The 13,130-nt window shown below is 65.0% G+C and carries 12 protein-coding genes; 5 read left to right on the top strand and 7 right to left on the bottom strand.

The genetic code is table 11. From position 1 onward, the window contains the following. Together ACT9AS_RS08565 and ACT9AS_RS08560 are read right to left on the bottom strand one after the other, a co-directional pair. Positions 1 to 162 carry a hypothetical protein gene (locus tag ACT9AS_RS08565; RefSeq protein ID WP_445099688.1) on the bottom strand — a complete coding sequence of 54 codons (162 nt, stop codon included), beginning with the start codon at positions 160 to 162 and terminating at the stop codon, positions 1 to 3. A 115-nt stretch (positions 163 to 277) separates the two neighbouring features. Continuing rightward, positions 278 to 1,867 (bottom strand): sulfatase-like hydrolase/transferase, encoded by a 1,590-nt coding sequence (locus tag ACT9AS_RS08560; protein ID WP_445099687.1) that lies wholly within the window; start codon positions 1,865 to 1,867, stop codon positions 278 to 280. A 336-nt stretch (positions 1,868 to 2,203) separates the two neighbouring features. Here ACT9AS_RS08560 and ACT9AS_RS08555 point away from each other — a divergent pair, with 336 nt between their 5' ends. The 4 genes from ACT9AS_RS08555 to ACT9AS_RS08540 all read left to right on the top strand — a co-directional run bounded on the left by ACT9AS_RS08555 (position 2,204) and on the right by ACT9AS_RS08540 (position 5,686). Next, complete coding sequence (locus ACT9AS_RS08555) at positions 2,204 to 3,034, top strand: transporter (protein WP_445099686.1); 831 nt, start codon at positions 2,204 to 2,206, stop codon at positions 3,032 to 3,034. Between the two features lie 28 nt (positions 3,035 to 3,062). Continuing rightward, the gene (locus tag ACT9AS_RS08550) at positions 3,063 to 3,899 is read left to right on the top strand and encodes a bestrophin-like domain (RefSeq protein WP_445099685.1); all 837 of its coding nucleotides are present in this window, start codon (positions 3,063 to 3,065) and stop codon (positions 3,897 to 3,899) included. Continuing rightward, positions 3,896 to 4,378, top strand: coding sequence for a DUF202 domain-containing protein (locus ACT9AS_RS08545; RefSeq protein WP_445099684.1), 483 nt, complete (start codon positions 3,896 to 3,898; stop codon positions 4,376 to 4,378). The genes ACT9AS_RS08550 and ACT9AS_RS08545 overlap by 4 nt, the downstream gene beginning before the upstream one ends. A gap of 996 nt (positions 4,379 to 5,374) precedes the next feature. Then, the gene (locus ACT9AS_RS08540) at positions 5,375 to 5,686 is read left to right on the top strand and encodes a DUF6122 family protein (RefSeq protein ID WP_445099801.1); all 312 of its coding nucleotides are present in this window, start codon (positions 5,375 to 5,377) and stop codon (positions 5,684 to 5,686) included. Here ACT9AS_RS08540 and ACT9AS_RS08535 read toward each other — a convergent pair. The 4 genes from ACT9AS_RS08535 to ACT9AS_RS08520 form a co-directional block, all read right to left on the bottom strand. Continuing rightward, complete coding sequence (locus ACT9AS_RS08535; RefSeq protein WP_445099683.1) at positions 5,679 to 8,084, bottom strand: heavy metal translocating P-type ATPase; 2,406 nt, start codon at positions 8,082 to 8,084, stop codon at positions 5,679 to 5,681. The genes ACT9AS_RS08540 and ACT9AS_RS08535 overlap by 8 nt on opposite strands. Next, complete coding sequence (locus ACT9AS_RS08530; RefSeq protein WP_445099682.1) at positions 8,081 to 8,479, bottom strand: MerR family transcriptional regulator; 399 nt, start codon at positions 8,477 to 8,479, stop codon at positions 8,081 to 8,083. Before ACT9AS_RS08530 ends, ACT9AS_RS08535 begins: the two co-directional genes overlap by 4 nt. Positions 8,480 to 8,571: 92 nt before the next feature. Beyond that, positions 8,572 to 9,543 carry a copper resistance protein B gene (locus ACT9AS_RS08525; protein WP_445099681.1) on the bottom strand — a complete coding sequence of 324 codons (972 nt, stop codon included), beginning with the start codon at positions 9,541 to 9,543 and terminating at the stop codon, positions 8,572 to 8,574. Next, positions 9,540 to 11,348, bottom strand: a complete 1,809-nt coding sequence (locus ACT9AS_RS08520; protein WP_445099680.1) for a copper resistance system multicopper oxidase — start codon at positions 11,346 to 11,348, stop codon at positions 9,540 to 9,542. The genes ACT9AS_RS08525 and ACT9AS_RS08520 overlap by 4 nt, the downstream gene beginning before the upstream one ends. 113 nt (positions 11,349 to 11,461) lie before the next feature. Between ACT9AS_RS08520 and ACT9AS_RS08515 the strand changes: the two genes are divergently transcribed. Next, the gene (locus ACT9AS_RS08515; RefSeq protein ID WP_445099679.1) at positions 11,462 to 11,884 is read left to right on the top strand and encodes a hypothetical protein; all 423 of its coding nucleotides are present in this window, start codon (positions 11,462 to 11,464) and stop codon (positions 11,882 to 11,884) included. Between the two features lie 2 nt (positions 11,885 to 11,886). Here the strand turns inward: ACT9AS_RS08515 and ACT9AS_RS08510 are convergent, their stop codons facing one another. Continuing rightward, complete coding sequence (locus ACT9AS_RS08510) at positions 11,887 to 12,924, bottom strand: LysR substrate-binding domain-containing protein (RefSeq protein ID WP_445099678.1); 1,038 nt, start codon at positions 12,922 to 12,924, stop codon at positions 11,887 to 11,889. Between the last annotated feature and the right edge of the window lie 206 nt (positions 12,925 to 13,130).

Genomic DNA, 13,130 nt, shown 5'->3' with positions numbered 1-13,130 from the left:
TTAACGGATGCGGATGGGAAAGTGCGCGCCCGTCCGGCGCGATTCGAGGTGCCGGTAGCCGACCCAGCCCGTTTCCTGGGCTGGCGCAGGCAGCGAAAATGTAAACAGCCCCAGCATCGCCAGCGGGATGACCTGTCGCGACAAGCGAATGATCTGCTCCACGGTCCCTCCTTCCCAGTGACCAGCAGCGAATGCGCTGTGCGGGCCGACGCCCGCAATGTGCAGCCGGCCCCGGCCACGCTGCGAATCGCGGCGTGGCCGGGGCCGTTTTCCTGACTCAGTTGTTGGCCGTACCGGCAGACTCCAGCTTGTTCATCGCGTTCTCCATGACCTTGTGCAGGCTCAGCGAGTCGGCGCCCTGGCGCGGCGGGTACTTCTGGAAGCTGAGCACGTGCTCGGCCAGGAACGGCTTGGACGCGTTCGGCGCCCACATCTTGTGCGCGAAGAACTTGCGGCCGATGTAGCCGTACTCGTGCGACTCCGGATCCATCTTCTCCATCGGATCCATCAACAAGTTGAACAGGTACGGTACGTTCGGGTACGACTTCTCGTTCCACCAGATGCCGTCGGTCTTGACCCCGATATGCATCTTCCACCCATCCACGCGTACCGCCATCAGGTCAGTCTCGTCGTAATAGAAGAACGCACGGCGCGCCGACTTGTCCGCCTTGCCGGTCCAGTGGTCGAGGTTGTTGTAGCCGTCCAGGTGGACCTTGTACTTGACCCCGTTCATGGTGTGACCCTTGAGCAGGTCCTCCTTGACGGTGGGAGCTCCGGCGGCGGCCGCCAGGGTGACGAACAGGTCCTCATGGCTCTGGATGCCGTTGGACGTGCTGTGCGGTGCGATCTGGCCCGGCCACTTGACCAGGCACGGCACGCGCAGGCCGCCTTCCCAGGTAGTGCCCTTCTCGCCGCGGAACGGGGCATAGCCGCCATCGGGCCACAGCATCAGCTCGTTGCCGTTGTCGGTGGTGTAGACGACGATGGTGTTGTCGTCCACGCCCAATTCCTTGAGCTTGGCAAGCAGCACGCCGATCTGCTCGTCGTGCTCGAGCATCTTGGCGCGCACCAGGTCCTGCTCGGCGCGTCCTTCGTCCACCGCCTTCTGGATGTACTTCTTCGGCGAGTGCGACCAGATGTGGATCGCGGTGGTGTTGAACCAGCAGAAGAAGGGCTTGTCGTCCTTGCCGACGCGATCCAGGTAGTCCAGGGTCTTGCCCAGCACCTCGCTGTCGAAGGTTTCCATCCGCTTGCGGGTGAGCATGCCGGTGTTCTCGATCTTCTGCTTGCCGACGCGACCGAAGGTCGGGTCCACGGTCGCGTCGTCCTTGTTGGTGGCCCAGGCATGCAGCACGCCGCGCGGGCCGAACTTCTTCGTGTACTCGGGGTTCTTCTGGCCCGGGTAGTCGAGCTGCTCCGGCTCCTCTTCGGCATTGAGGTGATAGAGGTTGCCGAACCACTCGTCGAATCCGTGCACCGTCGGCAGGAACTCGTTGCGGTCGCCCAAGTGGTTCTTGCCGAACTGTGCGGTCGCATACCCCTGCGCCTTGAGTACCTCGGCCAGGGTCGGGTCTTCCTTCTGCAGGCCCAGCTTTGACCCCGGGATGCCGATGGTGGTCATGCCAGTGCGCACCGGAACCTGGCCGGTGATGAATGCAGCGCGGCCGGCGGTGCAGCTGGCCTGGCCGTAGTGGTCGGTGAACAGCATGCCCCCCTCGGCGATGCTGTCGATGTTCGGCGTGCGCCCCATCATGCCGTGGGCATAGGCACCCACGTTCCAATAGCCGATGTCGTCACCGAAGATCACGAGGATATTGGGACGCTTCTGGCCGCTCTTGTTTGCAGGTGCTTTCTTGGCTGTTGCCATGATGAGTCTCCGTCAGGTTTGGAGGCGAAACGGTTCGCCCTGGGGCTGCGCCACATCTTCACGCGCAGCTTTTTCCACGTTCGATGGGCGTGCGCGACATGCAGGTAAACGCACGAGAAAGAGTTCCAAAGACACCGGGGCATGGCCGGTCGGACTCAAGGATCAGTCCCCGCGCACATGTTTCGCAATTGCTATTTCTACTGGTACGCCATCAGTAAATTTGCTGTTTTTTGCGGGGGGCGGCCGCTGCTAGGCTGTCCTGCAAACGCTGATCGCAACGCCGAATTCCAAAGACAATGGCCGTCAGCGCCGCATTCCCGTTGCAAGGAATTGCCCATGAAACCGCATCGCACTCGCGCCATTGCCTTGATCGCAGTCGAGCTCTCGCTGGGGATCTGCGGAAGCGTATTGGCGCAGACGCCGAAAGCATCGGCGGAACCATCGAAATCGGATGCGGACGAACTGGCCAAGGCACTGTCAAATCCAGTGGCCGCGCTGATCAGTGTGCCGTTCCAGTACAACTACGACGAGACGTTCGGCCAGGACGGTTATCGCCACAGCCTGAACATCCAGCCCGTGGTGCCAATCTCGATTTCAGAAGACTGGAATCTGATCTCGCGAACGATCCTGCCGGTGACCTACCAGAAGAATGTGATCCCGGGAACGGACCAGGCAGGTATTGGCGATATCACGCAGAGCGTGTTTTTCTCCCCGAAGGAAGCTACCAAAGGCGGCTTGACCTGGGGCATCGGCCCTGTGGCGCTGCTGCCCACCGGCACTGACGACTTGGGAGCGGACACGTGGGGAATCGGCCCGACCTTTGTCGTTCTGAAGCAGGACGGTCCGTGGACTTTCGGAGTGCTCGCGAACCACATTGTGGATGTAGGAGGAGGGCGCGAACGCGTGGACATCAACAGCACCTTCCTGCAACCGTTTGTTTCGCACGGACTTGGTGGTGGCATCACCCTCTCGACCAACATCGAGTCGACGTACGACTGGGAGCGTGAGCAGTGGACGGTGCCGATGAATCTGACGGTAAGCAAGGTCACCAAAGTGGGGGCGCAGATGATCAGCTTCGGCGGCGGCGTGCGCGCTTATGTCGACGCCCCGCCAGGAGGCCCTGATTGGGGGGTGCGCCTGATCGTCACCCTGCTGTATCCCCGCTAGGAACATCTGGAGGCATCGAGGTGATGTTGTGGACCTGATCTCCGACGACTACCCGTATATGCCGCTATGGCTGCTTGGCCTCGTGTTCTTTGCTGCGCTTGTGTTCGCGCGCGAAGTTGGCTGCGCTCTGCGCAGGCGCCTGCCCAAGGTAGGGAGCGAGCAGGAGGACGCTTTTGCAATGACGTCGGTACTTGGGCTGTTGGCGCTTCTGATCGGCTTCACTTTTTCGCTCGCGCTGCATCGCTATGACACGCGCCGGGAACTGGTTGTACTCGAGGCCAACTCGCTGGGAACGACATGGTTGCGGTCGCAGCTACTGGATTCACCAGACCGCGAAACGCTGCAGGAAATTTTGTATCGATATGTCGATTCGCGCGTAGCCTACGGGTATGCGACCAACGCCCGAGAGGAAAATGAGGCGTATGCGGAAACCGAAGCGTTGCAGGCAGAGTTGTGGGAGGTTCTGACGGGGGCGGTCTCCTCGTTCAGGGATACTCCAAGGGCCGCATTGCTGATCACCACCACAAACGAATCTATCGATGTGGCGGCAACGCGGCAGGCAACGCGACAGGCGCATATCCCAGCGAGAATCCTGAGGCTCTTGGCACTGTTCACTATCACTTCAGCCGTCATGGTCGGCTACGAACGTGGCGCGCAACGGCGCGCCACGACCATGCTGTTCGCATTGCTCACCCTGGCCGTGACACTGGTGCTGGATCTCGATCGGCCGAGCACCGGCAGGTTAAACGTGCCGCAACAGCCGTTGATTGAACTGCAGGAGTCAATGAGAGCGGCGGCGCTTCCGACGTCGACTCCCCACAGCCAGAATTTGCTCGGTACTGATGTAGATGAGGCAATGCCATGACTGATATGCCCGCTCCACCAAACCTCCCCGATGAACTGACATCCACCCTCGATCAGCAGGCGGGTGAGATGAATGCTTCGACCCAGTTGGCTACCTATCGCACGCGGCTCGCCATCTATCGAACGAGGATCTCCAACGTCAGGTCCCATTTGGCCAACGAACGCACGCACCTTAGCTATCTGCGAACGACGGTATCGTTGATCGGTTTTGGCATTACCTTGAATCGCTTCAGCATGTACCTGATCCAGTCCGGCGAAACGCCTGCGGGCAGGGCGCTCCTCCGCGATACCGGCAATGCGGGTTGGGCGATGGTGGTCTTGGGGTTGGCTCTGTTGATGTGGTCCATCTATCGCTACTGGCGCGTGGGACGCGACATAGAGCAAGGCACCTACAGGGCCCGGAACAAGGGAACGCTGGTCGCCAGTCTGGGGCTCTTGGTGTTGGGCGGTCTGACGGCCGTATGGCTGTTCGTGCGCTGAGCGACATTGCGGCGTGGCCATTGGGCATCTCGCTCTGTACCTCCGTCCACCAAGTCCGCTACCAGTCCCGGCTCGAACAGCGGAGAATAAGAACGCCCACTTGTTGCCGGAAGCGGATCACGCGCGCGAGCGATTTGGGATGTTTATCGGGGGTAGGGAAGGACAACTGTCCTTCAGGTGTCCGATCACCGTATGAGGAGCGCATTCGTGTTCGCTCTGCGGAGCGTGTATGGCGGGTGTGTCCGTCGGCCCGGTGGACATTGCCACCATTGCCTGCGTGTCGCCGATAGCGGTCCACCATGCCGCCACGGTCAGATCCATCAGCAGCAAAGATCCCCAGACTCTCTATCGAGCGGCCCTCGGCCTGGACGAAGAAGGTTCGCCAAGGGATTGCGGATGAGCCTCCGCCAGGTCCGGGTTCTCGCCCTGGAGGTCTTCGGCGAGTTTAGGGAGCCCCCAGGTGGTGCGAAGGTGGAGCAAAGCGCGCGGAATGCGTCGGGGCAAGGCGGACGCCTGGCCTAGCAGGCGGTGTCGACGGGGTTCGAAGTCGAGCATGGCGGCAACAATCGGGACGTCAAGAACCATGAGGGCATAGCATGGAAGCCCGCGCCAAGCGTCTGCTACTCAGAGCGTTCGGCTGAAGATGTGCGGCCTCGCGACACACTCGAGTGCGAAAACCAAGCGTGCAACAGATGTGTCCGAAAGATCTGCAATGAGTTTACGGAGCACCAAACAATTCTGCGTAGGTTCACGACGAGCCAAAATTGTCTCCGTCCAAATGCAATCTTTCTCCCGTCGACGCACTGAAATCTCTGCGATGAACAGAGGGTCGAAGCACACTCAAACCCATATGGGGCTACATCGCATGAAGAAGCGACTTCGCATAATGCATATTATGTAAATATGACAAGGCGACAGCTCGGGGCGGTTCCCTGAAGATGGCCGGCCCTGAAGCTCCTCCTACCCGCGATGCAGATATTTACAGACGCACTGACCTTGCAGCCCCACGCAGCCGTGCACCTGCTGTTGCACCTCGTCGTGCCGGGCGTGGTCGCGGCGGTCTGGTACCCGCAGCGCTGGGCGCGCGCGTGGCTGATCCTGCTGGCCGGCTGGTTGATCGACGTCGATCACCTGTTGGCCGATCCGATCTATGCGCCGGGACGCTGCAGCATCGGCTTCCATCCGCTGCACAGCATCCCGGCCATCGCGGTCTACGGCGCGTTGGTGGTCCCGCGGCGCACACGCCTGTTCGGGATCGGGCTGATGCTCCACATCGCCCTCGACGGGATTGACTGCATGTTCATGTAGTCGACCGCGCCGCGCCCGGATCCGCTGACGGTATCGGCGCTTTCGCCAGCCTCAGTGCATTGGCCACCACCGACACCGAACTCAGGCTCATCGCCAGCGCCGCGATCATCGGGCTCAGCAGCAATCCGAACGCCGGGTACAGCACGCCGGCGGCGACCGGCACGCCGAGTGCGTTGTAGAGGAACGCGAACGACAGGTTCTGCTTCATGTTGGCGACGGTCGCGCCGGAAATCGTCCGGGCGCGCAGGATGCCGCGCAGGTCGCCCTTGACCAGGGTGACCTGGGCGCTGGACATCGCCACGTCGGTGCCGGTGCCCATGGCGATGCCGACATCGGCCGCGGCCAGTGCCGGTGCATCGTTGATGCCGTCGCCGGCCATGGCCACGCGGCGGCCTTCGGCCTTGAGGCGTTGCACCAGCTCGGCCTTGTCCTGCGGGCGCACTTCGCCATGCACTTCGTCCAGGCCGAGCGTGCCGGCCACGGCGCGGGCGGTGGTCAGGCCATCGCCGGTCGCCATGATGATGCGCAGGCCGGCGGCTTGCAGTTCCTTGATGCTCGAGGCGGCGGATTCCTTGATCGGGTCGGCGACGGCGATCACGCCGGCCACGCGCCCGTCGACCGCCAGGAACATCGCGCTGGCGCCCTGCCCCCGCAGCCGTTCGGCGACGTCGGCGTGCGGTGCGATGTCGGCGCCGACCTGCCGCATGAGCGCGGTGTTGCCCAGCGCGAGCGCGTGGCCGGCGACACTGCCGCGCACGCCCAGCCCGGTGACCGAGTCGAAGTCTTCGGCCGGGTCGAGGGCGAGCTTGCGCTCACGCGCTTCGGCGACGATCGCGTCGGCCAGCGGGTGTTCGCTGCCCTGGTCGAGGCTCGCCGCCAGTTGCAGTACCTGTTCCTCGTCGAATCCCTCGAACGCGACAACCTCGCGGAACGCCGGGCGCCCTTCGGTCAGGGTGCCGGTCTTGTCGACGATGAGCGTGTCGATGGTGCGCAAGCGCTCGATCGCCTCGGCATCGCGGAACAGCACGCCGGCCTGTGCCGCGCGACCGGTGGCGACCATGATCGACATCGGCGTGGCCAGCCCCAACGCGCACGGGCAGGCGATGATCAGCACCGACACGGCGTTGAGTACGGCGAATGTCCATGCCGGATCGGGTCCGAACAGGCCCCACACGAAGAACGTCGCCACCGCCGCGGCGAGCACCGCCAGCACGAACCAGAACGCGACCCTGTCGGCCATCCGCTGCATCGGTGCGCGCGAGCGCTGGGCCTGAGCCACCAACTGCACGATCTGCGACAGCACGGTGTCCGCGCCGACCTTGCCGGCCCGGATCACCAGCGCGCCGGTCCCGTTCTGGGTGGCACCGATGACGCTGGCACCGACGGTCTTCTCGACCGGGACGGGCTCACCGGTCAGCATCGATTCGTCGACGCTGGATCGGCCCTCGACGACCTCGCCATCGACCGGCACCTTCTCGCCCGGCCGCACGCGCAGGCGGTCACCGACGTGGACGTGGGTCAGCGGGATGTCCTCCTCGCTGCCGTCGTCGTTGATGCGTCGCGCTTCCTTCGGCGCGAGGCCCAGCAGCCCCTTGATCGCGGCGCCCGTCCTGCTTCGTGCGCGCAGCTCCAGCAACTGTCCGAGCAGGGTCAGCGACACGATCACCGCCGCCGCCTCGAAGTACACCCCCACCCGCCCCATTTCGCGGAACGATTCGGGGAACACGTCCGGTGCAACGGTCGCGACCACGCTGTAGCCGAACGCGGCGGTCACGCCAATGCCGATCAGGGTGAACATGTTGGGGTTGCCGGTGCGGATCGACGCCACGCAGCGTTGCAGGAACGACCAGCCGGCCCAGAGCACCACGGGCGTGCTCAGCACGAGTTCGATCCAGCTGCGCACCGTCGGCGACAGGCCCGGCAGGTAGTGGCCGAACATCGCCAGCACGAATACACCAAGGGTCAGCGGCAGCGTCCACCAGAACCGCCGCGAGAAGTCGCGCAACTCCGGGTTTTCCTCGTCATCGAGGCTCGGCATGTCCGGCTCCAGCGCCATGCCGCAGATCGGGCAGGTGCCGGGGCCGACCTGGCTCACCTCGGGATGCATCGGGCAGATGTAGGTGGCGCCGGCCATCGCGGGGTCGGGTTCGGACGGCGACAGGTACTTGTCCGGATCGGCGATGAAGCGCTCGCGGCAGCGCGCCGCGCAGAAGTGGTAGTCCTCGCCTTCGTGCCGTGCGTGGTGCTTGCTGGTCGCGGGGTCGACCTGCATGCCGCAGACCGGATCGCTGACGGTGGCGGCGGCCGACGTGGCACCGCCCGCGCAGCAGGAATGGGCGGCCTTGTCCGGACTGCCGGATTGCTGTCCGTGTACGTGCTTGTGGTCATGGGAGTTCATGCGCCCTCCTCCGACAGTGCGGCGAGGATCGGGCAACGCTCCAGCGGCCCGTGGCCCGGACAGGACGCGACCAGCGCCTGCAGGCCGTCGCGGATGCGGGTCAGCTCCTGGAGCTTGTGCTCGACATCGGCGAGCTTCCCGGTCGCCGCGGTCTTGAGCCCGGCCATGTCGTCGGCGCGGCGGCCGGACAATGCCAGCAGGTCGCGGATCTCGATCAGGGTGAAACCCAGCGCCTTGGCGCGACGGACGAAGCGCAAGCGGGCCACGTCGTCCTCGCCATAACGGCGATAGCCGGAAGCCTGACGCTCGGGTTCCGGCAGGATTCCGTTGCGTTCGTAATAGCGCACGGTGTCGATGGCGACGCCTGCGCGCTGCGCGAGTTGGCCGATCCGCATGTCGTTGCTCCTGAAGTCCGACGACAGTGTGCAGCCTGGACCTTGGTCCAGAGTCAAGCCGGGGTGAGCATCACGCCTGCCGGGCCGCCGCCTCAGAACCAGAGGCGCAAACCCGCCACCACCCGGCTGTCGTCAACGTCCTCACCGGCGGCACGGCGCAGGTCCGCGGTCTTGCCGAATGCGCGTTCGTGCACCACGCCGATGTAGGGAGCGAACTGGCGGGTGACTTCGTAACGCAGGCGCAGTCCGACCTCGACCATGCCCAGGCCGGAGCCGATGCCGCGGCGCACGTCGTCCTTTCCGTGCAGCTCGGCCTCGGCCATCGACTGCAGGACCAGGCGATTGGTGAACAGTGTTTCGTATTCGATCTCCAGGCTGGCCGCGGTCTGCCCGGATTCGCCGACATAGGCGGTCGCGCCGATTTCGAACATGTACGTCGACAACCCCTGCACGCCGATCGCGGCGAAGGTCTGCGACGGGCCTTCGCCGAAGTCGTGGCGCACGCCTGCGACCAGGTCCCACCACGGGGCGATCGCGCGGCCGTACAACACCTCGATGTCGGCCGACCCGGTGGTGCCGTCGGCATGCTCGCCTTCGCTGCGTAGCCAGAGACGGTCGATATCGGTCCCGACCCAGGCTGTCGCTTCCCACCCTGCCCCGGTCCCGGTGTCCGCGTCCCAGGCTTCCAACCGGTCGAGCAACCAGAACGAGTGGACTGCGTTGTCGTGGACGTGGTGGCCCGCGACGTCGGGAAATGCGGCCTCGCGATCAGCCCGGGTGATCGGTGGAATCGGATTGATCGGTGGTTCGTCTGCGGACAGACCGGTATCCATGACGTGGCCATGGTGTTCCGGCATGTCGTGGCCCATTACCTCAGCGTTGGGAGGTGTTGCGTGGTGCCCCATGGCCGCATGGTCCACTTCCTCCGTGGGCGGCGGTGCATGCCCCATCGCCGCATGATCGACCTCCTGCGCGAACGCCGGCATCGCGGTCAGTGCGAGTGCGATCGACTGGCAAAGAACCCGGCCATGCAAAGCGGTGGAACCCGTGGTTGCGAGCTTCATTCCTCCACCCGCACTTCCCGGAACATGCCGGCTTCCATGTGGTACAGCAGGTGGCAGTGGTAGGCCCAGCGGCCCAGCGCATCGGCGCGTACGCGATAGCTGCGACGAGTCCCCGGTGGCATGTCGATGGTGTGCTTGCGCACCTGGAAATTGCCGTCGGCATCCTCCAGGTCGCTCCACATGCCGTGCAGATGGATCGGGTGGGTCATCATGGTGTCGTTGACCAGCACGATGCGCATTCGCTCGCCGTAGTTGAGTCGCAACGGCTCGGCATCGCCGAACTTGATGCCATCGAACGACCAGGCGAATTTTTCCATGTGGCCGGTCAGGTGCAGTTCGACCGTGCGTCCCGGTTCGCGTCCGTCGGGATCGGAAAACGTGCTTCGGAGGTCTGCATAGGTCATCACCTTGCGCCCGTTGTCGCGCAGGCCGATGCCGGGGTCATCGAGCTTTGGCGCGGGCGTCATGGTCTGCATGTCCATCAGCGGATTGCCGGCCTCGGAAGCCGGATGCTGCTGCATGCCAGCCGTCGCGCCGTGGCCCATCGACGCGTGATCCATCGAGCCGTGGTCCATCCCCGCCATCGCTCCGCCCGACATCGCCGACATGTCGTGCCCTGCCCCGCCCGCCATCATCCCGTGGCCCATGTCCTCCATGGTCAGGATCGTGCGCGGATCGACCGGTGGAACCGGCGCACGCAACCCGTCGCGCACCGCCAGCGTGCCACTGACGTATCCGGTGCGGCCCAGGTCCTGCGCAAAGATGGTGAACGCGTCCTGCCCCGACGGCTCGACGATCACGTCGAAGGTCTCGGCCGTCGCGATGCGGAACTCGTCCACGGTCACCGGATGCACGTACTGCCCGTCGGCGGCGACCACGGTCATCTTCAAACCGGGGATGCGCACGTCGAAATGGGTCATCGACGAGCCGTTGATGAAGCGCAGGCGTACCTTCTCGCCCGGGCGGAACAGGCCGGTCCAGTTGCCCTGCCCGGTCCGGCCGTTCATGAGGTAGGTGTAGGTGTTGGCATTGACGTCCGACAGGTCGGTCGGGGTCATTCGCATCCGGCCCCACGCCTTGCGGTCCTGCAGCGCCGCCGACAGTCCGCGCGCGTGCACGTCGTCGAAGAAGTCGCCGACGGTGCGCTTGTAGTAGTTGTCGTAGCCGGCCATCTTCTTCAGCCGCGCGAACAGCAGGGTCGGGTCGAGGTCGGTCCAGTCCGTCAGCAGCACGACGTGGTCGCGGTCGTAGCGGAACGGTTCGGGTTCGAGTGGATCGATGATGATCGCGCCGTACAGGCCGGCCTGTTCCTGGAACGCGGAATGGCTGTGGTACCAGTACGTGCCGCCCTGCCGGAGGTGGAACCGGTAGCGATAGGCCTCGCCGCGGTCGATGCCGTCGAAACTCAGGCCCGGGACGCCATCCATGTTTGCCGGCAGCAGGATGCCGTGCCAATGAATCGAGGCCTGGTGGCCGTGGATCGAGCCTTCCGGCAGCCGGTTGGCGACGTCGAGCGTCACCGTGTCGCCCTCGCGCCAGCGCAGGATCGGCGCCGGCAGCGAACCGTTGACGGTGATCGCCGGCCGGGTCAGGCCGGTGAAGTTCACCGGCGTCTCGCCAATGTCCAGGTTGAAATGGGTGCCCGTCAGAACCCGTGGCTGGCCACCCGGCCCCGATGCCCACGACCGCTGCGGCCAGAGTCCCAGTCCGGCGATCGCTCCACCGGCGGCCAGCCCTTGCACGAACCGGCGGCGTGGCGGGCTGGCGGGTCCGGCGCAACCGCGGCCGGAATCGTCGAATGGCATGCAATGCTCCAGATGTCCGGCGGCGCGCGGGGCCGCCTGGTTCATGCCGCGTCGGCGCGGCGCGTACTACCATTGTCGATGAAATCCGTCGTCGATGACCAACGGGGGCACGCATGTCGATCCAGTCGAAAGCCAAGCGGGACGCAAGCCGGAAGCGCAAGTCCCGGGAACGCACCGTGACGGTCACCACCCGCGCCCCGATCGAGGGCCATGCGGAATTGCGCGATCACCGGGGCACCCTGCTCGGCGGGATCGCGCGGCAGGACGGCGAGTGGGTGCTCGGCCTGGATGGCCAGATGGTGGGCGGCTCCGACAGCGCGGCCACCATCCTGGTCATGCTGAAACGTGCCGCGGCGATGCACGAACGCGCCGGCACCGCCGCCGTGCTGAAATGCTCGGACACCTTGCGCGACGCGGCCAACGAGGAGGCGCGCATGCAGGGCCTGAGCCTGGAGCAGTTCGAGGCCCGGCTGGATGGCGAGATGGCGGGGCCGCGCGTGCAGCCCGACCCCGGCCAGCCCGCGTCACCCCACTGATCTCAGGCAGCGACTTCCTGTTCTTCTTCCCGGTGCTCATGCGCTGAGGCGACCTTGGCCACCCACGCCTGCTGGGCCGACTGCGCACCGGCGAGCGCGGCCTCGTCGCAGGGGCGGTTGGGACACAGGTTCTGCATGAAGTCGGAATCGAAGCGGAGCCGTTCGACCAGGAAATCGACGAACGCACGGACCTTCGGCGAAGTCACCTGGCCACGCGGGAACAGCGCGCTGAGATCGAGTTCCGGACCGGTCCAGCCCGCCAGCACCCGCCGTATGTAGCCCTTCTCGGCGAACGCCTTGACCATGATGTCGCTGGCCAGCATCAGGCCCTCGCCGCACAGCAGCGCGCCACGCACGCCGGCGGGATCGTTGGCGACCATGATCGGGTCGATGCGGTATTCGACGAGGTTGCTGCCATCGGTCAACGGCCAGAAGAAGTGGTCGTTGCGACGCATCTTCTGCATGCCGAGCGTCCGGTGGTGCTGCAGCTCGTCGGGGTGCAGCGGCTCGCCAAAGCGCTCGATGTAGGCGGGACTTGCGTAGACCTGGGTACGCATCACCGCCAGCCGCCGCGCGACCAGGTTGGAGTCCGGCAGGTTGCCGACCCGCAGGGCGACATCGATCTCCTTGTCGATCAGGTCCAGCGGCTCGTTGCTCAGCAGCATCTCCACCCGGACCTCGGGGTGGCGGGCGTGGAACTCGCCCAGCAGCGGCGCGATGCGTTCGATGCCCAGCGAGTACGGCGCGGTGACGCGCAGCCAGCCGCGCGGGCCGCCCTGCAACTGGCCGACCGCGTTCTCGGCCTCGTCGAGGTCCTTGGCGATGCGCTTGCAGTGGTCGTAGTAGATGTTGCCGGCCTCGGTCAGGCCAAGCTTGCGGGTCGTGCGATGCAGCAGCTGTGCGCCGAGGCGGGATTCCAGCTCCTGCACCTTGCGGCTGACGGTGGTCTTGGGCAGTCGCAGCGAACGGGCGGCGGCGATGAAGCTGCCGTGCTCGATCACCTTCACGAAGATCAGGGTGTCGTTGAGATCACGGGCCATGTGGGGGCTCCTTTTGACGCGCGCCGGCATTGACCCGCGGTCGGGACAATTATTCCCCGATCTGATGGCTAATCAAGTGCCGTCGCGACCCCTAGTCTGTGCCGCATCCGAACCGGAAGTGCCGCAGGCCGTCCCATGAACCACCCGTCCAACAACCAGATCGCTCCCGCCGAATCCGCACGCGCAATCATCGTGCCCGGCGTTGA

Source organism: Lysobacter sp. F60174L2 (assembly GCF_052547135.1).
Note: the sequence above shows the minus strand (reverse complement) of the source record. Positions and strands in the feature narration are given on the sequence as shown.